The 23,583-nt window shown below is 35.3% G+C and carries 29 protein-coding genes; 10 read left to right on the top strand and 19 right to left on the bottom strand.

The annotated features are described in order from the left end of the window. Nucleotides 1-121: 121 nt before the first annotated feature. The 7 genes from GKP30_RS10560 to GKP30_RS10530 all read right to left on the bottom strand — a co-directional run bounded on the left by GKP30_RS10560 (nt 122) and on the right by GKP30_RS10530 (nt 7,197). Entirely contained in the window at nt 122-2,275 is a 2,154-nt protein-coding gene (locus GKP30_RS10560) for a transglycosylase domain-containing protein (RefSeq protein ID WP_216829426.1), read from the bottom strand. Between the two features lie 245 nt (nt 2,276-2,520). Further along, nucleotides 2,521-3,153 (bottom strand): response regulator, encoded by a 633-nt coding sequence (locus GKP30_RS10555; RefSeq protein WP_216829402.1) that lies wholly within the window; start codon nt 3,151-3,153, stop codon nt 2,521-2,523. A 67-nt stretch (nt 3,154-3,220) separates the two neighbouring features. Next, a complete protein-coding gene (locus GKP30_RS10550; protein WP_216829401.1) occupies nt 3,221-4,285 on the bottom strand; it encodes a sensor histidine kinase in 1,065 nt (354 codons plus the stop codon). Then, nucleotides 4,285-5,097 (bottom strand): cell wall-active antibiotics response protein LiaF, encoded by an 813-nt coding sequence (gene liaF / locus GKP30_RS10545; RefSeq protein ID WP_216829400.1) that lies wholly within the window; start codon nt 5,095-5,097, stop codon nt 4,285-4,287. Before liaF ends, GKP30_RS10550 begins: the two co-directional genes overlap by 1 nt. A 40-nt stretch (nt 5,098-5,137) precedes the next feature. Next, complete coding sequence (locus GKP30_RS10540; RefSeq protein WP_216829399.1) at nt 5,138-5,989, bottom strand: DUF4097 family beta strand repeat-containing protein; 852 nt, start codon at nt 5,987-5,989, stop codon at nt 5,138-5,140. A 107-nt stretch (nt 5,990-6,096) separates the two neighbouring features. Then, entirely contained in the window at nt 6,097-6,765 is a 669-nt protein-coding gene (locus GKP30_RS10535; protein ID WP_216829398.1) for a PspA/IM30 family protein, read from the bottom strand. A 12-nt stretch (nt 6,766-6,777) separates the two neighbouring features. Beyond that, nucleotides 6,778-7,197, bottom strand: a complete 420-nt coding sequence (locus tag GKP30_RS10530) for a LiaF transmembrane domain-containing protein (RefSeq protein ID WP_216829397.1) — start codon at nt 7,195-7,197, stop codon at nt 6,778-6,780. A 278-nt stretch (nt 7,198-7,475) separates the two neighbouring features. On the opposite strand from GKP30_RS10530, the gene GKP30_RS10525 reads away from it, so the two are divergent. Both GKP30_RS10525 and GKP30_RS10520 read left to right on the top strand, forming a co-directional pair. Continuing rightward, nucleotides 7,476-8,192, top strand: a complete 717-nt coding sequence (locus GKP30_RS10525; RefSeq protein ID WP_216829396.1) for a cytochrome c biogenesis CcdA family protein — start codon at nt 7,476-7,478, stop codon at nt 8,190-8,192. Nucleotides 8,193-8,277: 85 nt separating this feature from the next. Further along, nucleotides 8,278-9,456 (top strand): M20 family metallopeptidase, encoded by a 1,179-nt coding sequence (locus GKP30_RS10520; protein ID WP_216829395.1) that lies wholly within the window; start codon nt 8,278-8,280, stop codon nt 9,454-9,456. Between the two features lie 137 nt (nt 9,457-9,593). Here the strand turns inward: GKP30_RS10520 and GKP30_RS10515 are convergent, their stop codons facing one another. The 5 genes from GKP30_RS10515 to GKP30_RS10495 all read right to left on the bottom strand — a co-directional run bounded on the left by GKP30_RS10515 (nt 9,594) and on the right by GKP30_RS10495 (nt 14,797). Further along, nucleotides 9,594-10,322, bottom strand: a complete 729-nt coding sequence (locus GKP30_RS10515; RefSeq protein WP_216829394.1) for an EcsC family protein — start codon at nt 10,320-10,322, stop codon at nt 9,594-9,596. A gap of 31 nt (nt 10,323-10,353) precedes the next feature. Then, on the bottom strand, nt 10,354-11,574 hold the full coding sequence (locus tag GKP30_RS10510; protein ID WP_216829393.1) for an ABC transporter permease: 1,221 nt from the start codon (nt 11,572-11,574) through the stop codon (nt 10,354-10,356). Next, the gene (locus GKP30_RS10505; RefSeq protein ID WP_216829392.1) at nt 11,571-12,314 is read right to left on the bottom strand and encodes an ABC transporter ATP-binding protein; all 744 of its coding nucleotides are present in this window, start codon (nt 12,312-12,314) and stop codon (nt 11,571-11,573) included. Before GKP30_RS10505 ends, GKP30_RS10510 begins: the two co-directional genes overlap by 4 nt. 261 nt (nt 12,315-12,575) lie before the next feature. Next, on the bottom strand, nt 12,576-13,076 hold the full coding sequence (locus GKP30_RS10500; protein ID WP_216829391.1) for a PCYCGC domain-containing protein: 501 nt from the start codon (nt 13,074-13,076) through the stop codon (nt 12,576-12,578). Nucleotides 13,077-13,210: 134 nt separating this feature from the next. Then, on the bottom strand, nt 13,211-14,797 hold the full coding sequence (locus tag GKP30_RS10495; protein WP_216829390.1) for a long-chain-fatty-acid--CoA ligase: 1,587 nt from the start codon (nt 14,795-14,797) through the stop codon (nt 13,211-13,213). A 270-nt stretch (nt 14,798-15,067) separates the two neighbouring features. Between GKP30_RS10495 and GKP30_RS10490 the strand changes: the two genes are divergently transcribed. Then, nucleotides 15,068-15,502: an HIT family protein gene (locus GKP30_RS10490; protein ID WP_216829389.1), complete on the top strand. Its 435-nt coding sequence runs from the start codon at nt 15,068-15,070 to the stop codon at nt 15,500-15,502. A gap of 395 nt (nt 15,503-15,897) precedes the next feature. Continuing rightward, nucleotides 15,898-16,986, top strand: a complete 1,089-nt coding sequence (gene serC, locus GKP30_RS10485) for a 3-phosphoserine/phosphohydroxythreonine transaminase (RefSeq protein ID WP_216829388.1) — start codon at nt 15,898-15,900, stop codon at nt 16,984-16,986. A 54-nt stretch (nt 16,987-17,040) separates the two neighbouring features. Here serC and GKP30_RS10480 read toward each other — a convergent pair whose 3' ends face one another. Next, nucleotides 17,041-17,238 (bottom strand): hypothetical protein, encoded by a 198-nt coding sequence (locus GKP30_RS10480; protein WP_216829387.1) that lies wholly within the window; start codon nt 17,236-17,238, stop codon nt 17,041-17,043. 155 nt (nt 17,239-17,393) lie between these two features. Between GKP30_RS10480 and GKP30_RS10475 the strand changes: the two genes are divergently transcribed. After that, complete coding sequence (locus GKP30_RS10475) at nt 17,394-17,741, top strand: YtxH domain-containing protein (protein ID WP_216829386.1); 348 nt, start codon at nt 17,394-17,396, stop codon at nt 17,739-17,741. Nucleotides 17,742-17,894: 153 nt separating this feature from the next. Further along, nucleotides 17,895-18,467, top strand: coding sequence for an HTH-type transcriptional regulator Hpr (locus GKP30_RS10470; protein WP_216829385.1), 573 nt, complete (start codon nt 17,895-17,897; stop codon nt 18,465-18,467). A gap of 17 nt (nt 18,468-18,484) precedes the next feature. Here the strand turns inward: GKP30_RS10470 and GKP30_RS10465 are convergent, their stop codons facing one another. Then, nucleotides 18,485-18,835 carry a DUF1878 family protein gene (locus GKP30_RS10465; protein WP_216829384.1) on the bottom strand — a complete coding sequence of 117 codons (351 nt, stop codon included), beginning with the start codon at nt 18,833-18,835 and terminating at the stop codon, nt 18,485-18,487. Between the two features lie 126 nt (nt 18,836-18,961). Here GKP30_RS10465 and GKP30_RS10460 point away from each other — a divergent pair, with 126 nt between their 5' ends. Beyond that, entirely contained in the window at nt 18,962-19,504 is a 543-nt protein-coding gene (locus tag GKP30_RS10460) for a DUF3267 domain-containing protein (RefSeq protein ID WP_216829383.1), read from the top strand. Nucleotides 19,505-19,577: 73 nt separating this feature from the next. On the opposite strand, the gene GKP30_RS10455 is transcribed toward GKP30_RS10460, so the two are convergent. Next, complete coding sequence (locus tag GKP30_RS10455; protein ID WP_216829382.1) at nt 19,578-20,162, bottom strand: YpmS family protein; 585 nt, start codon at nt 20,160-20,162, stop codon at nt 19,578-19,580. A gap of 159 nt (nt 20,163-20,321) precedes the next feature. Between GKP30_RS10455 and GKP30_RS10450 the strand changes: the two genes are divergently transcribed. Continuing rightward, nucleotides 20,322-20,501, top strand: coding sequence for a hypothetical protein (locus tag GKP30_RS10450; protein WP_216829381.1), 180 nt, complete (start codon nt 20,322-20,324; stop codon nt 20,499-20,501). A gap of 64 nt (nt 20,502-20,565) precedes the next feature. Here GKP30_RS10450 and GKP30_RS10445 read toward each other — a convergent pair whose 3' ends face one another. Both GKP30_RS10445 and GKP30_RS10440 read right to left on the bottom strand, forming a co-directional pair. Beyond that, complete coding sequence (locus tag GKP30_RS10445) at nt 20,566-20,658, bottom strand: YjcZ family sporulation protein (protein ID WP_216829380.1); 93 nt, start codon at nt 20,656-20,658, stop codon at nt 20,566-20,568. Nucleotides 20,659-20,771: 113 nt separating this feature from the next. Then, a complete protein-coding gene (locus tag GKP30_RS10440) occupies nt 20,772-20,855 on the bottom strand; it encodes a YjcZ family sporulation protein (protein WP_075387556.1) in 84 nt (27 codons plus the stop codon). A 191-nt stretch (nt 20,856-21,046) separates the two neighbouring features. Here GKP30_RS10440 and GKP30_RS10435 point away from each other — a divergent pair, with 191 nt between their 5' ends. Both GKP30_RS10435 and GKP30_RS10430 read left to right on the top strand, forming a co-directional pair. Further along, complete coding sequence (locus GKP30_RS10435) at nt 21,047-21,856, top strand: peptidylprolyl isomerase (RefSeq protein WP_216829379.1); 810 nt, start codon at nt 21,047-21,049, stop codon at nt 21,854-21,856. Nucleotides 21,857-22,030: 174 nt separating this feature from the next. Beyond that, nucleotides 22,031-22,129: a YjcZ family sporulation protein gene (locus GKP30_RS10430; RefSeq protein ID WP_216829378.1), complete on the top strand. Its 99-nt coding sequence runs from the start codon at nt 22,031-22,033 to the stop codon at nt 22,127-22,129. Nucleotides 22,130-22,166: 37 nt separating this feature from the next. Here GKP30_RS10430 and GKP30_RS10425 read toward each other — a convergent pair whose 3' ends face one another. Together GKP30_RS10425 and yhaM are read right to left on the bottom strand one after the other, a co-directional pair. After that, nucleotides 22,167-22,448 carry a sporulation YhaL family protein gene (locus GKP30_RS10425; RefSeq protein ID WP_216829377.1) on the bottom strand — a complete coding sequence of 94 codons (282 nt, stop codon included), beginning with the start codon at nt 22,446-22,448 and terminating at the stop codon, nt 22,167-22,169. Nucleotides 22,449-22,555: 107 nt separating this feature from the next. Continuing rightward, nucleotides 22,556-23,515: a 3'-5' exoribonuclease YhaM gene (gene yhaM / locus GKP30_RS10420; protein ID WP_216829376.1), complete on the bottom strand. Its 960-nt coding sequence runs from the start codon at nt 23,513-23,515 to the stop codon at nt 22,556-22,558. Between the last annotated feature and the right edge of the window lie 68 nt (nt 23,516-23,583).

Genomic DNA, 23,583 nt, shown 5'->3' with positions numbered 1-23,583 from the left:
AGTTGATTGGGCTCCGCTGTGTGAAATGTTAATTTCACACGCTTTTTTGGAACTAAAAGGTTGAGCCCAGAATCAACATCGTTCTTTAACAGCACTAATATCAAAGTTACATTCAGCGAAATTAAAAACCAAAAGGGCCTGAAACAGCTGAAATATTCGAAGCTGGTCCTTCTCTATCCGTTAAATAATCGAAAGGAACAATAAAATATTCGTGCAGTCGGAATAAATTAATACTTCTTACTAAGTAGTCACCACTTCCATCCACAAAGCCAATTTTCTGTGCACCATGATCATTCGTTACTTCATAAATATGGTAGCGTACGCGCTCATCAGCTGCTGGAGTCCATGTAAGCTTCACACTTAAAATTCTTTTACCTCCAAATACTAAAGAAGCCTTCAAATCTGACACTTTTTCAAGTTTTATCGGTGGTTCAAGATCATTGACCACTAGTGGCTTTTCGAACTGTTTACTTTTAAGATCAGTCGGCAAATCATTTAAAATCTCTTTAAATAATGCTGTAGGGTACCTACTCCCGCCTTGTAAATAAGAAGTTTCAGTCGTTCGATCATGTCCCATCCAAATGGCACCAACGACGTTAGGAGTATAGCCAGCAAACCATGCATCTCTAGCGCCTCCGCTAACAGCTGTAAACGAAGTTGTTCCCGTTTTCCCCGCTAACGGTTCGTTGGTTAACCCTGAAGCACCAGTTCCATCTTTTACAACTAATTCGAGCATTCTCGTTAAATACCACGCTGTTTGCTCTGAAAAAACTTTATGTTCGTTGCCGTCTCTATTGATAATAAGCTGACCATTTCGATCATACACTTCTTTAATAAAGTAATGATCAGTATAGGTACCTTCATGAGCAAGAGTGCGGTATGCCTTCGTTAATTCTAGTGGTGTATACCCTTCTGTCATTCCTCCTAATGCTAAGGCTAAGCCATCATCCTCGGTAGTTAATCCCAGCTGTTCTAAATAAGACTTTCCTCTCTCTATCCCTAACTCATTTAGTAACCAAACGGCAGGAGCATTTAATGAAAAGGTTAAAGCATCAATTAAAGGCACTTCCCCTTTGTATTCATGGTTATAATTCCTCGGTTCGTATCCTTCATAGTTAACAATATCATCGTTTAACATAGAGTACGGATGATATTGGCCAGTTTCAATAGCTGGTCCAAATACAGCTAACGGTTTAATAACCGACCCTGGCTGGCGTCGTACATTTACACGATTTAATCCTTTACTAACATAATCTCTTCCACCTTGAACAGCGAGCACGCCACCTGTTTCAACATCCATTAGCACTACAGCACTTTCAACATTAGGGTCTCGACCAGGGAAATATTCATCCTGCTGGAATTTTTCGTAAACACTTTCTTGCAATTCCTTTTTCATCGGTACTACAATCGTATAGCCACCTGTTAATATTTCCTCATTGGAAATTTGATATTTCTGTTCTGCTTCATCTAAGACCATATCTATATAGGTTAAATATTCTTCTTTTTTGCTAACCTTGTTTCGTTGCACAGCAACAGTCTTCCCTTGTAACCTAACAGCTTCTTCAGGTGATAAATAACCTCTACGTTCCATTACACTTAATACTACATCTCTTCTCTGCTTACTTCGCTCTGGATAAGTAATCGGTGAATATGCATTTGGTGCTTTTGGGAGCGCCGCTAATAATGCCCCTTCTTCAATCGTTAAATCTTCCACATCCTTGTCAAAATAGAGCTTAGCAGCCGCTTGAATTCCATAGGCGCCGTGACCAAAATAAATACGATTTAAATAAAACTCAAGAATTTCTGACTTACTATACTTATGTTCTAAGTTCATCGCAATAAGAACTTCCTTCGTTTTACGCCAAAACGTTTTTTCATGACTAAGAAAGGTATTTTTAGCAAGTTGTTGCGTAATCGTACTTCCACCTTCTACTTTAGAGCCCGCAAGAATATCCCGGTATAATGCTCTAGTTATTGCACGGAAATCAATGCCTTGATGATCATAAAAACGAGCATCTTCAATTGCTACAAAGGCGTCTTGTACATGTTGAGGCACTTGTTGTATCGATACAATTTCACGATTTTCTATAAATAACTTCGTTAACAACTGACCATTCTCATCTACTAAAGATGACGAACTGTGCATTACTAGCTTTTTATCATCAATAACATAATTACCAGCCAATATAATAGAAAAATAAATAATAAATCCAAAACCTATCGCTACAAATAACATTAAACAGCTTAAAAGAAAGCGTTTTTTCGTCATTAACATCACCTTTTGTCGAATCCGATTAAATGTAATTATAATATAGTTTACTAACTAATTAAAAGAGAAGCGGAAGAAGCCTGTTCTGACGACAAACACTGAAGAGTTGAAAAAATAGAATGAAATGTACAAGAAAGGACATATTCTTACAGACATTCCATTTTTCATTATGCATCCAAAATCAACACCAAACTTTAAACGTGTCAATAAAAAAACTGCCTAAGCTGTATTTCCATACACTTAGACAGTTATTAATTTACTAAGCCATGACGATGGGCATAAATGGCTATTTGGGTTCGATCATCTACATTTAACTTTGCTAAAATATTGCTCACATGAGTTTTCACTGTTTTAATCCCAATGTATAACTCATCTGCTATTTCTTGATTCGTTTTCCCGATGCCTATTAACTTAAGGACATCTAATTCCCTAGGGGTTAATTCATCATGTAAAACTTTCTGATGTTGATTTCTCATTCGTTGCATCATCTTATTAGTTACTTGAGACTCAACAACAGCTTCTCCTTTAAATGCGGCTCTAATTGCCTGGGCAATGTCAGGTGCCCTTGTAGTTTTTAATAAATAACTAAATGCGCCAGCTTCAATGACAGGGTACACTTTTTCATCATCAACAAAACTAGTAAGCACAATCACCTTTACCGCTGGCAATTGACTAGTAATTTTCTTGGTTGCTTCAATCCCGTCCATCACTTCCATAACTAAATCCATCAAAATAACATCTGGCTGTAACTGAAGCGCTAATGCTACACCCTCTTTTCCATTAGAAGCTTCTCCAATCACTTCAATATCTTCTTCTGTTGATAAGTACGCACTTAACCCCATACGTACCATTTCGTGATCATCAATAAGTAAAACCTTAATCAAATCGTTCACCTCCATAGGGGCTTATAAAGATTAGACCCGTATAATATAATCCATCTTAATGGTTTTTCTAAAGAGTTCCATTCTTATTAAGTGGAACGAGAGGAACCATCGCCTCTACTTGAGTTCCTTTAGTAGGGATCGAAATGATTTCTAATGTTCCACCAATTTCAGTCACTCTCTCTTTCATCGTTTGTAAACCATACGAGCCCATTTTTTGATCGTTAAATTCAAACCCAATACCATTATCAATTATTTTCAACCTAAGTTGATCGTGAATTTGTCTTAATTGAAATTCGATTCGACTTGCTTTGGCGTGCCGTAATATATTCGATAACGCTTCCTGTACAATACGAAACAACTGATCTTCTATTCCTTTTGGGATTGGATTAGTTTTTTCAATTTTCGCCTCTATTTTCAAACCATGCTTCGTATTAATTTCCACTAATAACTCTTGGATTCCTTCCTGTAAGTCTTTCCCTTCAAGATGTGCTGGGCGTAAATGCAACAGTAGTGCTCTCATTTCTGACTGGGCAGTTGACGCCATCTTTTCGACCATTTCTATTTGTTTTGCAGCTTTTTCAATGTCTTTCTCTAATGTATGTGGTAATGCTGCTGTCATCATTGATATCGCAAATAATTGCTGGCTAACCGCATCATGCAAATCTCTAGCAAGCCGCTGCCTTTCTTCATTTATCGCAGACTGTTTAATCGTTTCTTGCCATTCAGCACGCTCAGTGGATAATTTTTGTAAGGAGGCAACTTGACTTTCAACCCTTTTTACCATTTCATTGAGTTGTTTACCTACCAAGCCAACTTCGTCTGCACCTAGGTCAGGAAATCTATAAGAAAAATTTCCACGCTCTAGTGACAGTGTTCCTTGTTGGAGTATTTCTAGCCTTTTTTTCACCTTATCTCCTGTTATATAGCCAAACGCGCCTCCTATAAAAATTGCAACCACTGGGATAATGAGAAGAAATGGGATACCGAATAATTTCTTTGTCAGGATTACAGCTAGCCCTTCGGCTTCACCATACGTCATGATAAAAACAACAAATAAAGCAGTTAACAAACTAATCCATATGGAATTACGAACCATTTGCCATTGAATATTCGCTAATAGAACTCGTTTCATTAGACATACCTCACGTCAATGTCGCCAATAAGTAATGATAATACGAGTTTTACACGACGAGGTGCTTGTTTATAATCTTTAGTTGCGATTGCTATGTTACGGTTAATCCCACTTTGCCTACTATCTAAAATATCTAGATCTCCAACTGTAACCATCGCTTGAACAGATAGGTCTAAGTCATAGGGTACATAAATGTCAATATCACCGATCCAACCATGAATGATTATTACGGTTTCTCCCTCTGCAATGATCGCTTTTGAAAGATCAATTTTGATGTCACCAATACCATTCCGTATATTCATATCTTGTAATTCATATCGATCTGATAATAAGCGAAAGTCACCAATAAGTGTACTTCTAAAAGAGGGCGTAGAATGGACTTTTTTGACTGGCTCCTCTTGTTTCGGTTTTTCCTTTGTGTAAGTTACTTCCTCTGTTTTTACATATTCATCAAATGTGTCTACAAGCTCATCAACTTCTTTATCGATATGCATGTCATTAAATGCATTTTCTTTTGTTTTTTCATGTCCAGTTAATAATCGATAACCAAAATATATAAAAACAACCGCAATTATAATTCCTGTAATATTTATACCCACAACGTTATCAAAAAAAGTAACTAGTCCAATTAATAGAAAAATAATACTTAACCATCTGTGGCCTTTTCGGTAAAAAAATAAACCAATAACAAAGAAAATAAGGGGACCGATTAACAATCCAAGATGAAAGTTAAAGCCTAATGTGTTCATCAATGCACTAAGTCCAATGAGAATAATAATAATGCCAATGAGTACGTTTCTTGACGTGTGCATTTTCCGTTCCTCCTTCCAATAAGCTTTATGTTTTATGTGCCTAGTCGATTCGAATATCCCCTAATGTAGTTGATACTCTAACTTTCTTTTCACCATTATTTACAATTCCTTTATACGTCTTTCCACTTTGCTCTAACATTATCGGAATATTTATAGAGACATCACCTAATGTAGTGCTAGCATCTAGCTCAAAAGAAGGGTCGGGAATAGATAAGCGCACATCGCCTGCACTCGTATGCAACTCTATATCACCATTTTCATTTGCATATTCGACCGTAATCGAACCAGCAGTAGTACTTCCTTTTAAATTACCAATAAACCTCTCTAGGCGAAAGTCACCTGCAGTTCCTTTTATCATCGTATCCAACGAATGAAGGTCATGAGCATGGAAGTCACCTGCAGTACTACTAAAAGTAAGATAATCAATTGCCCCAGATAACCCTTTAACATCGCCTGCAGTCATTTTAATATTTAATTCATTTAATGTAAGTGATGAATCGAACTTTAAATCACCTACTGTATTCTCAAGGTTTATGCTTTTATGAAAACTTTCTGGTATCATAACATCGACTGATGATTTGCTTACATTAAAAAAGTTCCATCTTTTATTACTCTTTATATCAATTTCCAATGTGGAATTTTTATTTTCTGAATGAATGTTATAGTTTGAAGAGTTTCCATTTACTTTGAGTTTTAATTCTTCACCTGGATACTGTTGAATTCTTAAATCAGCTACAGAAGTAACAATAGACAGTTTATCAAAATCGTTTATATTTATTCCTTGTTCACTTACCGTGCTCGTTCTTTTAGAGCCCATAAACGGTTGAATAATTGTAGCAAATGCAATTAATATCCCAATAAAGATAAGCAGTACCCCGAATGAACGTTTCATACACTAAGCCCCCTCTTTATGTCCTCTTTCATTTTACTATAGCTATAAAGAAAGGAGATAGGAGAATTTTCCTTTTCCCCTTTCTTATTTATTATGAAAGGTAGACTTTAAACTGGTGCTTGTGTAGAAATCTTTTCTTTCAGCTTATTAAACTCCTGCTCCACCGCTTCATTATATTCTAATTCGCTTGTTTCGCTAGTTAATAGAACATCTCTTTTACCTTTGTTTAAATGATTTGTCGTTTCCATTTCAAAGATCTTCTGTTCAATTCGTTGGAACCCAGCTTGTGCCTTTTCATGATCAAAACGGTCCATCGCTACGTCCATCGATCTTTGTGTTTTGGCAGCATTCGCTCTTGCTATTAACACTACTTTCTTATCTTTCATTTCTTGATATTTCTCTCGCATTTCATGCAACTGATCTTTTAACTCCGAAATCTTTTCTTCATTTTGTACACAAACTTCTTCATAATAGTTTACTTTTTCTTCATATTGATTTTTAGATAACAGAGCTTTTTTTGCCAATTGCTCTTCTCCAGCTTTTAATGCAAGTTCTGCTTGTTGGACACGCTTGAATACAAGCTCAACTGCTTCGCTTTTTTGTTTCTCGAAGCTTGCTTTTATCGTCATTTGCTTTGTAATTGCTTTTTCTGCCGAAGTAATCTCCTTTTCCATATCACGTAGGTACTGATTTAACATCACAATTGGATTTTCTATTTGGTCTAGCCCATCATAAATAGTAGCTACCGTTAAATCACGAATTCTTTTAAAGATCATTTTTTATTCCTCCTATGATTTCAAATGATTTTTTTCTAAAAATTTGTTCCACTCGTCATCGAATGCATCTTTACTTTTATTCGTTGCATCAGATGTTGTTGCTGCTACTTCTTGCTCTTGGTCAACCAAACTTTTACTTTTTTCACCAGTAACTAGTCGATAACCAAAATAAATAATCATCGTTGCAATAAAAACACCAACAAATATATGAAGATGACCAATGGCCAGAAGTAATCCAAAAATTAGAATAGCCATTCCGAGCAAATTGGATCCTTCATCTGATTTCAACTTCTGGTATCCATAAATAATGAGCAGTATTGAAATCGCTAATCCAATTAACCCTCCGATTTGTATACCTAATGTTTGTAAGAAAAGATTTGCTCCAATAAAGAGAAGGACAATCCCTAATATCGCTTTACCAGTCCAATTCATTTTCTCGCCTCCTTTATCTTAAGTTATCTTTATTGTAAACTTACAAAAGTCGAGCCATAACGAGCATGAGAATGGTTTTACGATCAGTCCTGAGACCGAAATGTTATAAGACCAACTTCACAATTACTACACATTTTTAAACTATCATGATTTTGTAACGCGTTCATTTTCTTGATTTAAGGATTATCAGTTATAATGACTGTATTATATGAATACTTGTCTTCATATTTCATAAACTCCTTAAAAATAAGAATTGAAACATTAAACGAGGTGAGATGATGACAGAAATTACAATATGGTTAGCTTTTTTTGCGGGAGTTATTTCCTTTTTGTCTCCTTGTATCTTCCCATTAGTACCAGCTTACCTAGCACAATTAACGGGAACTTCTGTGAGCAATAATCAAATACAAGCGGATCGATCCTTAATCCTTTCACGAAGTATTGGATTTATTATTGGATTTACATTAATTTTTGTAATGCTCGGTGCGTCTTCTACGTTCATCGGAAGAATATTTCTTGAAAATCAACAATTAATCCAACAAATTGGTGGAATTATCATTGTTGTCTTTGGATTACAAATGGCAGGAATTATCTCTATATCAATGCTTTTAAGTGAAAAACGATTTAAAAAAGAACCAAAAAAATCAACAAGCTTTGCTAATTCTGTTTTATTCGGTTTATTTTTCGGCGCAGGCTGGTCACCATGTATCGGCCTTGTCCTATCGTCAATTCTTTTATTAGCAATGGAATCGGAAACAATGTTTAAGGGTATGTTTATGTTATTTATTTACTCGATGGGTCTTGGTGTTCCATTTATTCTTGTGGCGTTACTATGGTCGCGTTCGTTGCATAAGCTTCGAAAACTGAACCGCATCATCCCTAAAATTCAAAAAGTGAGTGGATATATTTTAATCATTCTTGGAATTTTACTTTTCACAGGAAAATTTGCTGCCATTGCAGCTTACTTAACTCGCTTTCAACTGTTCAATCTATAATTCATTTTGAAATAGAGGAATATTTCAATCGTTTCTCGAAGTATTATGTTAAGAAAGCCATTTTCTTAGTTTTGGGGTGATTGTCATGAAAGAACAACTTAACAAAGGGTTAGACGCCATTTATTCAGAAATGGTTGATATTAGAAGATACTTACATCAATATCCTGAGCTTTCATTTCAAGAAGAAAAAACACCAGCATACATTGCTGAATTTCATAAAAAGCTTGGACATGAAGTAAAAACAGGTGTAGGGGAAAGAGGAGTAGTTGCCACCCTCCGTGGCAGTAAGCCAGGAAAAACAATTGCTCTACGCGCTGACTTTGATGGTTTACCGATTCAAGATGAAAAAGATGTCCCTTATAAATCGAAAGTAGAGGGTGCTATGCATGCTTGTGGTCATGATGGACATACGGCAACTTTACTTGGGTTAGCAAAAGTGCTTAATAGTATGAAAGATGAGCTCTCTGGAACGATCGTATTTATACATCAACATGCGGAAGAGTATGCTCCAGGTGGGGCAATTGCAATGATTAAAGATGGTTGCCTAGATGGGGTTGATTATGTATTTGGAACTCATCTATGGGCGACTGAACCTTTAGGAAAAATCCAATATCGTAAGGGCCCGATTATGGCCGCTGCCGACCGCTTTGAAGTTGAAATTCATGGTCAAGGCGGACACGGTGCTATGCCTCATCTAACGAAAGATGCTGTAGTAATTGGTGCTCAACTTGTTACGAACTTACAACAGCTTATCAGTAGAAGAGTTGATCCATTAAAAGCAGCTGTTCTTTCTATCGGTTCGTTTCAAGCCCAAAATGCGTTTAACGTCATAGCAGACTCTGCCAAGCTGATTGGTACGGTACGAACATTTGATGAAGACGTACGTACGAAAATGGAACAAGAGATTAAAAGAATCATAGATGGTACAACTTTAGCCGCCGATGCTTCAGCCACTTATCACTATTTTAGAGGTTACCCAGCAGTCGTTAACCATGCTGTGGAAACCGAAGTTGTTGCAACAGTCGCTAATAAAGTCCCTGGCGTTTATGAGGTAGAAAACATGACTCCGCAAATGGGTGGTGAAGATTTTGCCTACTACCTGCAGCATGTGAAAGGTTCGTTCTTCTTTACAGGTGCTAGAAACCCAGAATGGAATATCGCTTATCCACATCATCATCCTAAATTTGATTTCGATGAGAGAGCGATGTTAATCGCTGCTAAAACACTAGGGCATGTTACATTACACTATCTTAATGAAGAGTAAAGCCTTTAATTAAAAAGCAGATCTATTTATTATTTCTTGAGCGTTTTCACTATTTAGTGAAAACGCTCTTTGACTATTAGTAAGAAAAAAAGCACCAAAACGCTAATATTTAGCGCTTTGGTGTGCTTTATTACCTTTTATAGCTTTAAGAGTCTCATCCGATATCCATTTTTTGCGGTTTCCCCTAGAACATCTAAAAAATGATAATTCGCTGCTGCTCCGACAATGGCCCCAAAGCCAGGAATTAATTGAAGCATTTTCACTAAGTCGATGTGATCACGATATTCGAGTTGAAACTCCTTCCAATTAATATTTTCTAAATACTGCTCTTCCGTTGGTATGGTTTGAGCATAGTCGTCCCAATTTGAAACAATTGCGTAAACTTCTTTTCGCTTTTCTTCACTAGAAAAAGCAAGCTGAAATAAATAGAGTATAAATAGACGTTCCCTAAAATCGTTTACATCGTAACCGTAACAACTTGCCGTTTCAAAAAGAAATTTCATTTTTATTCCTAACAGCAAGGGAAAATCGGCCATTCCTAATAAAATTCCTCCTGCTCCAGTACCTGCACCTTCTACTGCAGCTGCTTTTTTATACCTTTTTATCGCCTCGTCAACCTGAGACTCTCTTTCTTCAAAGCTCTTATTTTGCATTACCTTTACAGAAGTCGTATATTCTGATCCAATTAAGGTAGCATGGACCATGTTCTTAATACTAGTAGTTACGACATAATGAACTTTCTCAGGAATTATCTGGTTCACTTTATTTTGAATTCGTTTCGCTAAACGACCTGTCATCGACTGACGTTTCTCCATTTTCCTTTGCCAACTGCGGAGTTCATCTTTAACTCTAGCATCTGCTATCATTGATTAACCTCCTTTCCATACAAAACCTTTCTCACCTTACTCTCATCTTTCTATGCATCCAATGAAAACTATATGCGTATGAAAAAGCAAATCCGAGCGGTAATAAAATAAGTGATATCATCGTACCTTCTGCAAATATAGCTAACAATACGACAAGCAGCGTTGCTTTAACACATAGAAGAACAAAGATAAGTCTTAAAAAGGATTGTTGTCGATCTCTTGCATGAATTGGATATAAGTCGACCCAGATGGCTTTATAGAAATGTTTCCAAAGTGTAGATAATTGTAGTCCCGACATATAGAGAAATACAAAGTATAAAAGGTACCGGACCATTCCTTCTGGCAAGACTAATAAGACAATGGTACCTACAATTATCAGTCGAACATAAATACCAAAGTAATCGTTTGAACGGAAGAAAGCTCTTGTATACAAATAATCAAAGGTATATTTATGGTTGTATGGAATTCTTGCTAAAATTGATGTAGCCCATGTTCTCTTTTTGACAGAGCTTTTTAAACTAGGAACATCCGTAAACATATTTGCTACTCTGAAAAAATGAGTGAGCATCTTATTTTCAATGGACAGTAATTGCTCCCATTTTATACTATGTTTCGTTTGAAGTTTTCGATAGTAAATCAAATATATACCTATCATAATAACCGCTATTGGTAGTAAAAAGATTAAACCATTATCAATAAATAAGAAAAACGCAAACGTCCCATTAATAACTGCACGTAAGATAATATGAGAAACTCTTTCTTTTGTTGATGCCAGGCGCTGTTCTTCAAAATTACATAATAAGTTCCATACTTTTGCACTAACCAAAATGAGTAATACTAATAAGAAGTCCGAAAATGAACTGTTGATCCGCTCTGCAAATAACGGCGCTAGAATAAAGAATATAACTACGATCGTAAAGCTTTGTATTATACTAGAATAAACGATAGATGACCGAAAATATGGTTGTAAGCGACCTTCCATCGGCAATAGGAAAACTAAATCGCCTTCCTTAACAAATGTTCTTACGGCTCCTCTTGTGAGTAAAAGAACACTTACGATGACAAAAAACAAAACAGCTGGAAAAGTTTCAGGTAGCCAATCTAAAAAATGCCGATAATAATAACTACCTACTATAATTAATAAGTAGATCGTAAATAAAAAGCCACTATTTCCGATAAGACGTATGTACCGTATTGCTATTTCCCAATAACTTTTTAAGCGGCTACTCCATAACTGTTGAACATCGTTCATTGGCTTTCATCCTTTGTCGCCTCAATATAAATGTCATCGAGACTTCCGTTCGGCATGTTTAGCTTGTTTTGTAAATCTCTTAACGTTCCGTATAATATTACTCTTCCACGGTGAAGGATAATAAATCTGTCACAGTATTTCTCTGCTGTTGCTAATATATGTGTAGACATCAGGATACTAGCACCATTATCCTTCATTTCTACCATTAAATCTAAAAATGATTTTATACCAACAGGATCTAATCCTACAATTGGTTCGTCAACAATATAGACACTAGGGTTTACTAGAAATGCACACATAATCATAACTTTTTGTTTCATACCTTTAGAAAAATGAGAAGGGAACCACCGCTTCATTTTATCCATTTTAAATTCTTTTAATAAAGCCTCGCCTCTTTGTTGCAACGTATCTTCATCAACTCCATAAGCCATTGCAGTAAGCTCTAAATGTTCCCATAATGTTAATTCTTCATATAAAATAGGGATCTCTGGTATGTAGGCTAATGAAGCACGGTATTCATTTGGTTTCTCTATAAACGATTGTCCATCAATTGTAACTTTTCCCTTAATTGGTTCCATCAGGCCTAAAATATGCTTAATTGTCGTACTCTTACCAGCTCCATTTAAGCCAATTAACCCGACAATTTCTCCTGGGTGAACCTCGAAGTTCACATCATGTAAAACAGGTTTACTTGCATGGTAACCACCCGTTAAATTTTTTACATCTAATACTTTTCCCACGGCGTCTATCCCTTCCTTTGTTATTCCTGGTTAACAGTTCTAGCTAAATTCAATGTAGTAAAGTCTCCACTGAATGAAGTACCTATTACCTTATTGTACCAGATAATTGATGCTTAAACGATTAACATAATTGAATAAGAGGCTCCCCCCATTGAGTGCCAGTCAAATCGTAGTTTGAATGCGATGAAAAACATACAACATTAACCACTTAATAGACTTAATAGCACCTATGAGAGGTAGCCTCTTAAAATGAATGAGTTCTTAAGAAGTCGGCATTGGTGTATTTGTCGGCTCTGGAAACCCATCTTTATACAATTCATCGATAATATTCCTAATTTCTAACGGTGAAGCCCCTTCATCGTAGAATTTCATCGAATAATATGCAATTTCTAAACATACCCCACATCTTGCTCCATGATCATCCCATTGAACATACCCATTTTCAAAATGCTCATGGACGAAACAATCATAAGTATGACGGTGAGATACATAATCAGAACATCCACAGTAACAAGGAATGTACTCTAGTAGATCCTTATAATGAGGAACACGTTCGTATATATCAATAATATTTGTATGATAATGTTCGAGAAAGTCAGGAAGTTCATTAATAGAAGCTGTTGTTTCCCTTAAATCACCTTTAAAGTGTTCGACATGTCCTGCTTCATGACCTGTGTGCCCTGTAGTTTGTTCTTGTCCACAACCTACTAAAAAAGAAGCCAATAGTAGAAAGGATATTGCTATTATAGTAAAACGTTCCATCTCTTTCACCCCTACTTTCTGTTACAAAAAAATTATAACACAAACATATCAAGAGCAATTTGACAAAATAGTAAACCCAATTTGCAAACATTACCAAAAACTAAAATGAGGCTGACTATGTCAGCCTCATTTTATTAGTTAACTAGACGAGCACGCTCGCCCCAGAACTCTTTGCGAATTTCAACTTTTTGAATTTTACCAGACGCTGTTTTTGGTAAAGCATCAGTAAATGTGATCCCTTTTGGAGCTTTAAAGTTAGCAAGCTTCGTACGAGAAAATGCAATCAGTTCTTCTTCTGTAAGAGATGCTCCTTCACGAAGAACAACGACACCATGTGGCACTTCTCCCCACTTTTCATGCGGAACAGCGATTACTGCAGCTTCAAGTACCGCTGGGTGGTCATAAAGAACTCCTTCAACTTCAATGGAAGAAATATTTTCTCCTCCACTAATAATAACGTCTTTTTTGCGGTCACAGATTTCAATATACCCGTTTTCATCAACAGTTGCCATATCCCCTGTATGAAGCCAACCGTTACGGATCGTTTCTGATGTCGCTTCTGGATTTTTTAAATAACCTTCCATGACACCATTTGTACGTGTCACTATTTCCCCAATCGCCACGCCATCGTGTGGGATTTCATCTCCATTTTCATCTACTACCTTAACTTGTGTACCAATCATCGAGTATCCCGTTTTTGCTTTTAAACGGTACTGCTGATCTTTTGATAAATCACTAAGGTGAGAACGAATTCTAGAAACCGTAATTAGTGGAGAAGTTTCAGTCATACCATATACTTGAATAAATTCCCAACCAAGATCTTCTTCTACACGTCTTACAAATGCTGGCGGTGGTGCCGACCCAGCAATGACAACACGGACGTCATGATCAATCGTTGGCTTAGTCAGGTCATATTCTTCTAAGATCATATTTAACACAGTTGGTGCCATGTGCATAATAGAAATGTTATACTTTTGAACTTTTTCTAGGATCACCTTTGGATCTACTTTACGAAGCATTACTTGAGTTGCTCCATTAGCTGTATAGTAGAACGGAGAACCCCAGCCATTTACATGGAACATAGGTAAAATGTGAAGCAATTTATCTTCATCTGAAACCTTTAAATGGTGCTGAACACTTAAAGCGTGTAGGTAGTTAGCACGATGTGTTTGTAATACACCCTTTGGATTTCCAGTTGTTCCACTAGTATATAATAAGCTAGCAACATCAGTTTCTTCTAACTCAACTCGATCAAACGCTGTTGCTGGATACTGGTTTAACCACTCATCATAGCTTTCAGCATTTTCATAAGCCTTAGTTGCACCATGAATGATAATTTTCTTAACAGTATTCAACTCACTTAAAACTGGTTCAACTAAAGGAAAAAGTTCTTCATCAACAAATAAAACTTGGCTCTCACTATGATTTAAAATGAAGACATAGTCTTCAGGTTTTAATCTAGTATTTAAAGGTGTCATGATACCACCCGCTTGATACACTCCATAAAAACCTTCAAGCATTTCAATTGTATTAGGTGCTAAATATGCAACCTTATCGCCTTTTTCAATATTAAGCGCTTTCAAGCCATGTGAAAGTCGGTTCACTCTTTCATTTAATTGGTTATACGTTAATTCTCTAGTGTCATCAATGATTGCTAGTTTCTCTCCATAAAGACTAACAGCTCTGTCTAGGAATTGAGTTAAAACTAAAGGTACATGCATATCGTATTCCTCCCCTATTTGATGTCTTCTCCACACTTAATTTTTTTATTTTTTTATAATGTTCAAAATAATTATAACAAACCGCTCGGTCTGTGTCTATATTCTGTATGATAATTCTATTAAATTTTATCAACTGTCTTATAACACAGTAATTAACTTTGTTTACTTACTTTTTCGTATCTTCTAATGTTAGTATGTTGCATCGCCATCTATTAAACGTTATCCTTTACTTATAGTAAAAAGTACCAATAAATGAAAGTGGGGATAATAGTGAACAATTTTGATCCAAACTGTATTTTCTGTAAAATTGTACAGGGGGAAATTCCCGCCGCAAAAGTTTATGAAGATGAACACGTTTTAGCCTTTATGGACATTAGTCAAGTTACGAAAGGACACACTCTAGTCATCCCTAAGGTTCACCAAGAAAACATATTTGAACTAGATGAAGAAGTGGCATCACACCTTTTTTCTGTAGTTCCAAAGATTGCGAACTCTATCAAGAAACAATTTAACCCAGTCGGCTTAAACATTGTAAATAACAATGGTGAAGCAGCTGGACAAACTGTTTTCCATTACCATATCCACCTTATTCCTAGATACGGTGAAGGTGATGGCTTTGGCGCTGTATGGAAGGACCACAGTAGCCAGTATTCATTTGAACAACTACAAGAAATGGCTACCTCTATCGCATCAGGAATTAAATAAAGAAAAGCGAAAGGTGCCCGTTTAGCGGCGACAAGCGCTGGAGGGCCAGCAAAAGTGTCCGTTCTTTGGATACGTTGATGGACCGAAGCGACCTCGAGCCGATGGCACCTGCAGCTAGTGTAACCCTTGGTGTTATAACCAGACTAATAAAAAAGCTGGCACTACTGTAAGATGTATTTTATTTAGATTAGACAAACTTCACATGAAAAATAAACTTGGAATTCCACTAAAAAATGAGGCAAAGCTCCTCATTTTTTTGCTTTATATAAACACTTATTAATAAATAAGTACAAATTTATTAATAATTAAAAAAATAATAGAAACAAAAACCTACCCATGATAGTATAGGAGTATTATAATCATTAATGTTTTAAAGAGATAAAGGAGTGGTACTCTTGGAGAGAGCATACAATTTTAATGCAGGACCGTCTGCATTACCATTAGAAGTATTAAATAGAGCGCAGGAAGAACTTGTGAACTTCAAACAAACTGGCATGTCTGTAATGGAATTAAGCCATAGAAGTAAAGAATATGAAGAAGTTCACGAACAGGCTCAATCCCTGTTACGAGAGCTAATGCAAATTCCAAACAACTATGAAATTCTGTTTCTTCAAGGCGGAGCAAGCCTTCAGTTTGCTCAAATACCAATGAACTTCCTTAGGGAGGGGAAAATTGGTAATTATGTATTAACAGGCTCATGGTCGGAGAAAGCATTAAAAGAAGCGAAGTTAATTGGAGAAACCTTTATCGGAGCTTCTACTAAAGAGCAAGGATATAATTCTATACCACACGTTGAAGAAATAGCAATAAACAAAAACGATGCATACCTGCATGTAACATCGAACAATACCATCTACGGTACTCAGTGGCATAAATTCCCACAGTTCGAAAACATATCTTTAATAGCAGATATGTCCAGTGATATCCTATGCCGTCCAATCCAAGTAGAAAACTTTTCGTTAATTTATGCTGGTGCTCAAAAGAATTTAGGTCCATCTGGTGTTACTGTTGTTATTGTAAAAAAAGATTTACTTGAGAATTCTAGACAAGATATACCGACGATCTTACGCTACACTACTCATGCTGAAGCTAATTCACTTTATAATACTCCTCCTACTTTTGCGATCTATATGTTATCTAAAGTATTAGAGTGGGTAAAGGAACAAGGTGGAATTCAAGCAATCGAAAAACGAAACATTGAAAAAGCAAAATTAATATACGATGCTATCGACGAGAGTGAAGGTTTTTATCGTGGACATGCAGAAAAAAACAGCCGATCACTAATGAATATTACGTTTAACCTTCCTAGTGACGAATTAAACAAGAAATTTCTAGCTGAAGCAAAAGCAGCAGGATTTGTTGGTCTTAATGGCCATCGCTCAGTAGGTGGATGCAGGGCTTCAACTTATAATTCAGTCCCACTAGAGGCTTGTATGGCACTAAGACAATTTATGATTGAATTTAAAGATAATCACAATCAGTAATATAGAAAAATCACAAAGCACCTTCCATAAATTTGGAGGTGCTTTGTTAAAAATTTAAAGAAAGTTCATATATAACCATAAGCCTACACTTAAAGATAGAAACGATAGGACACCCATTCTCAAACTATACCGTTCCCACCTTTTCCTTTCGTTTTGATCTTTAGCACGCTTTACATTTGTAAATAGTGTATAGCAAGTACTAAAGAATAATAAAATAGCTAAAACAAAGAAAGCAAAAATTAATCCACTCATTGGGAAGCCTCCTTTTTTATTATCAGGCTCTTCAGAAAGGCTCTGTTAATATAACAGCCTTCGTATAAGTAAAAATTAAATTTTGTATTTTAACTATTATATGTTGGAAGATTGTATAATTTCCTAAATTAATATTTAAATTGGGAGGCATTGTTATGAAACTTAAATCATTATTGTATGGCGTAGTTGCTGGTGGTGCAATTGCAAGTATAACCACACTTCTTTTAACACCAAAGTCTGGAAAAGAGTTACAAAATTCACTTGTAAATACAGCCAATACAATTAAAAATAACTTAAATGAAACAAAAGAACATACCATCTCCCTTAAAAATCAGTTTTCTGATACTGCTAAAATTAGTAAGGAAGCAATTGATACTGTTTCTAAGGATGTAAAGATATCCATAGATGATTGGAAACAAGAGGTGGAACCAGCTTTAAAGCAGCTCCAAAAAGAAATAGATGACCTACAAGAGGCACTTCAAGGTAGCGGTAGAAGTAACTAAATTTACCATAAAAAATCAGTTGATTGAATAATCATTCACTAAATTATCGAAAATTTTGAAAAAAAATAAAATTTCTCTTTATTAATATACAATTTCTTGTCATAATATAAAGAAAATATAGTATAAAAATAATTTTAGTAATGGGGGAGAACAATGGACCATAACGTACCTTACTCTATCAAGCAGTCAATAATGTTTAGCCACAAGGTTGCTCAACTCAGTAAGGCTTTGTGGAAATCTGTTGAAAAGGATTGGCAATCTTGGATTAAACCTTTTGATTTAAACATCAATGAACACCATATCCTATGGATTGCTTATCATTTGGAGGGGGCTTCTATCTCTGATATTGCGAAATTCGGAGTTATGCATGTTTCAACAGCTTTCAACTTTTCTAAGAAACTTGAAGAACGCGGTTTACTAACTTTTTCAAAAAAAGAGAATGATAAAAGGAATACTTATGTATATTTAACACCTGCTGGCGAAGAATTACTTCTTAAGACATTAGAGTGTTACAATCCTGGAACATATAGTATTTATGGTGGGGCATTACCAATAAAAGACTTATACGGAAAATTTCCAGAGTTTTCAGAATTAATGAGTATTGTTCGTCATATTTACGGCCCAGATTTTATTGACATCTTTGAAAAAACACTCGACAAATTTGAAAATGAGTTTACTGATGAAGATGGGACATTAAAGCCTCAACAACCTGCTGAAACAAGATAAATGATCGCTTTTAACTATTATTCTTCTTGTATTCTTTTTTCAGCTTTTTGTAACACCTCAATTAAATCAGTATATAAACTTTGTGCTTTTAAAGCAGATAGTGTTTCAGATATTGGTAACTTTTCTGGTAACATTCCTACAAAATGTACGAGAAGTGGTGTATGATGAACAAAACCTAGTTCACACTGCTCCTCGTATTTTTTTTGCAATTCTTCACATAGAGTTAATACTTGTTCAACTTCCCTTTCTGATAAGTCTTTTTCAAGTGCAAGAGAAAAAAACGGAAACGAATTCTTGTCGATCATCTTTAGTAATAAACTATGTTGAAACTTCAATTTATTTAAATAATCCTCATCATACACCTTCATAACTTTCCCTCCTTTTTTCTTTACTTGTCGTAAAACAAAGAAAATTTATTTTTTTTGTCGTACCTATTGATTTTCTAGCAAAATAATCGTAAATTATTCAAATAGATTAAGGAGGTGCTATTCACCTTGTTTTGCTGGAAATCGGTCAATATAACTCGTGATTTCGGTCGTACACGACTTGCAATTGTTTCCATTACATCTGCAATTTTATTTTTTCTTATTTTCTATTTATTTTTAAGTTCTATCGTTAATACAACATCGGTCAATCAATATGGGGTTGTCCCCTTTATCGTTGGACTTTTCTTGGTCCCCGTCTTCCATAAAATATTACATTGTATACCTATTTGGTTATGCGGAAAAAAAGCAAAACTAATCATAAAGAAAATAGAACGGATACCAATACTTTACTGTTTTATTCCATATACAATTTCAAAAAGATTATGTATTACTTCTTCTTTATTTCCGCTAGTGGTTATAACTTTAGTGATGATTACAGGCTCTGTTCTCTCACCAGAACATCTTCCTTATTTCACTATTTATGCAACGGTTAATTTTGGACTCAGTGTATATGACATGATTTATGTTACTCATTTGATTAAAGCTCCAAAATCATCTCTTATTGAAGATCATTTTGATGGATTTCATATCCTATTAAATAAAGCAAGCTAACGCTGTTACATCTACAAAAGCAGATTATTATTTGAGGCTGACTCGCATATCTGAAAACGAATCAGCCTTTTCGTTATTCAACTTTCATTAACATTTCAATTTCGTTATTATACAGATCAAACCTTTGAAAATAAAACGAGATATTTTCCTCTCCCGTTATTCCAGACATGGATAGATGCACGAGTTGTTCATTTGGATAAACGTTAACGTAAGATGGAAACGAAATATGATCTAAAAGCGTTTGAAGGACTAAATGCTGTGGTAATTTAAAATTCCCCATTGAAATTGATGATATTTCGAGTAATAAATCACCATTAGATGCAACTTCTGGGAGCATATCCACCTGAATCCCAATTTCTCTTGACAATATCGGGATTATCGTTTTAAATTCGATTTGACTTTCTGATAAGTAAACATCATATCTTACAAGTTGATTAGATTGTTCATTTAGTTTAAGATCAATCAGTTGATTTAGCTCATCCCTCGTCGTTTTAATTGTAAAATTTGCTTCTGGCTTTGCTTCAGGAATGTTCGGGACCTCTTGCTTATCAATTGCTGGAAATAGTGTTAAAATAGAAATAAAGACTATTAATAAAATGATGATATTGAAACCAGCCAATACTAAAAAACTTACTTTCCAATTAATCGTCTTCTTCACACTACACCACCTTTAAATAAATGATATATTCTTTTCCTTTGACATAGGAACTTAAAGTGATTAACTATCTTTTTTGCTCATCTTTTGTTAAAGTAATTTTATAAGAATATGCTACGTTACGTCCATCTTATTTTTATTAAATATATTGGAGGCTCATTCATGCTTTTTATATTTGCTATATTTGCCTTATTTATTCTATTCATATTTAATTCTATGACGAATGCTTTATGTTTGCAAAAAGAAATTCCTGAAGAAAGACAACCCGTTGTCTTTCGTACAATAAATGTTCTCATAACGATTTTATTAACGTCTACCTATGTAAAAATTTTATTTACTTAGTATTGCACACATTTCAACGAAAAAAGGATGAGGCTATAAGCCTCATCCTTTTTATTATTTTCTATTAGTAACCATAACCCCAGCTAGCTCCGATAATTACTAACAAGATGAATAATACTACTAGCAACGCAAATCCACCGTGATATCCGTGTGACATAATACATCCTCCTTTAATTTAAGTTTCGAATTTGAATAGGTGTCAAGAAATTACTCATGCACCATTGCTTTTTACAGAAGTAAATGATTGAGGTTGTTAAGAAATGTTATTTCTTAATACCAAGATGCACCAACGATGATTAATAAGATGAACAACACAACAATTAACGCGAAGCCACCGTAATATGCGTGAGACATCTATAACACCTCCTCATTGCTTCGTTACCATATCCTATGCATTATCGACGACAACGTACTGGGCGATTGCACTAATTCCGTCAATTGTTTAGATACACTATTCATTTTTCCTTTTCTTTTTAGATTATGTTATAGTAAAGAGTGCGCAAGGAATAAGGCGAAAATCTTAATTGGTTGAGGAGTGGACAAGCATGATGAAAAAAGGTATTCTCGCACTTAGTTTATCTGGTGCGCTATTATTAGGAGCTTGTGCAAATGATGGAGTGCAAGGTGGAACTGTTGTTGAGGGAACTAATGTTACAGTAACTGAAGAAGAATTCCTCCAAGAATTAAAAGATAGACATGGTGATGAACTCCTTAGGGAACTTGTGGAAAAACAAATCCTAGATCAAGTTATTGCTAATGCTGATATTGATCAAGCAAAAGTTGAAGAAGAGGTTAATACTTTTAAAGCTGAATTCGGTGTAGAAACCGATGAAGAATTACTCGAAATACTCCAAATGCAATTTGGCCTACCTGTTGAGACAATTGACGAATTTAAAAATGAATTTATCATTTCAAGGCTTGCTATTCAAAACTTAATGACTCAAGACATCGACGACGCTAATATGGAAATTATTGATGAAGATCAAATTGAAGTAGAAGCTAGTCATATCTTAGTTGAAGACAAAGAAACTGCTGAAGAAGTTCTTGAAAGAGTTAATGCAGGAGAAGCTTTTCAGGACCTTGCAAAAGAGTATTCGAAAGACCCTGGTTCAGCTGCGAGAGGTGGAGAACTTGGTTTCTTCGGTAAAGGAAGAATGGTTCCAGAGTTTGAAGAAACTGCCTTCAACTTAGAAGTTGGTGAAGTAAGTGATCTCGTTGAAACAGAGTACGGATACCATATTATTAAAGTTACAGATAAACGTGTAATTGTAAAAACATACGATGAAGTAATGGAAGAACTCTACAATGAAGCAAATATTCAAGTGAATGATCCTCAATTTAAAGATCTTTTTTAATGGCTTTTTGCTCGAGTCTAATGTACTAACCTACTGATAATAATACTGACAGGTGAAGTTAAAAAACTTCACCTGTGTTTTTTATATTCGCATATACCTAGAACATCTTCCATTATATTGCATAGGTTATTTGTATAGTTAGGTTAACTACTATACAACGAAAGGATGATAGATATGTCAACATGTCAAACTCCTACTCCAGCATTCGGCGGATTTACTTTAATCGTCGTTTTATTCATTTTATTAATCATTGTCGGTGCAGCATACTGCTAACGCTAAATTATAAAGAAGAGCCATAAGTGGATTTCACTTATGGCTCTTCACTGTAACGCTTACGTTTTTCTCGATCTTCTTGAATACGTTCCATAAAAACTTGTCCTTCTTTTTCAATGAACTCATCGTCAAGTTTCTTATCTTCTAACGAATGCTTTACAAAATAATAAGCACTAATTAATATCCCTAATATAACAAAATACATCCACCACGGGTCAACATTCAGTAAAACCATCGATGAAAAGTCAAGTCCTGAAACAATAAAAAGTAAAAGACCGATACATACGAGGACTATCATTTGCATTTGCTTATTTTTCATTCAAATCTCCCTTCCTTTCACAGCTCTTTCTATTAATCTATGCTTGTCTTTTTTTTGTATGTCAAAATTACTGCATGAAAGGAATTTTTTTTAGAGATTATGAGATTTTAAATATCCAATGGTTTTTCATGAAATGTTGGTTTATATAATGAACGATTTTCTAAAGCTTGAATACGATCAGAGAACTCTCCAGGTTGGACTCGCTCTAATGCTCGATCCATCATATTCATCTTAGCATCGACATTATCAATCAGGTGTAGAATTTCTGCTTCACGAATAAGGGGTGGTTTTGGACTTCCCCACTCACCTTTACCATGATGACTTAGTACAAGGTGTTGAAGAATGAGTACTTCTTCTCCTTCTATCCCTAGTTCTTTTGCGGCTTCTCCTATCTCATTAACCATGATTGTAATATGACCGAGAAGCTTTCCTTCAACTGTGTACTTGGTATCAATTGGTCCTGACAATTCTCTCACCTTACCTAAATCATGCAAGATAATTCCCGCATACAATAAATCCGTATCTAGGCTAGGGTAAAGCGTAGCTATCGATTTCGCTAAATCTAACATGGAAACGACATGATAGGCCAGACCAGAAACAAACTCATGATGATTTTTTGTTGCAGCAGGCGATTCAATAAATGCTTCCTGGTGCTTTTTCAATAGATGTCTCGTTATCCGTTGAATATTAGCATTTCTCATATCAAAAATATATTGTGTAATCTTTTCTAGCATTTCATCAGGAGAGACTGGTGCAGATCGAATAAAATCTGCAACTTTTACGTTATCCATTGCTGTAGTGGGACGAATACTATTAATCTTTAATTGATTTTTTCCACGAAACTCAGAAAGTTCACCAATAATATGAACAATTTCTTTACTAATAAATGTAGCTTCATCTTCAGGAGAACATGACCATAGCTTCGCTTCAATTTCACCAGTGTTATCACTTAGAATTAGTGTTAGAAAAGGCTTACCGTTACTTGCGGTTCCTTTTGTTGCTGTTTTTATTAAAAAGTAACTATCTAAAGAATCCCCAGTTCGATAGTGGACAATTCCTTTACTCATAATTACACCACTTTCAACATTTTTCTTACTTTTAGTATAGCATAGAGTTCATTGACAATAGGTAACGA

This window comes from Alkalihalobacterium elongatum (assembly GCF_019024285.1).
Taxonomy (GTDB): domain Bacteria; phylum Bacillota; class Bacilli; order Bacillales; family Bacillaceae_F; genus Alkalihalobacterium; species Alkalihalobacterium elongatum.
This window is presented reverse-complemented; position numbering and strand designations above follow the sequence as displayed.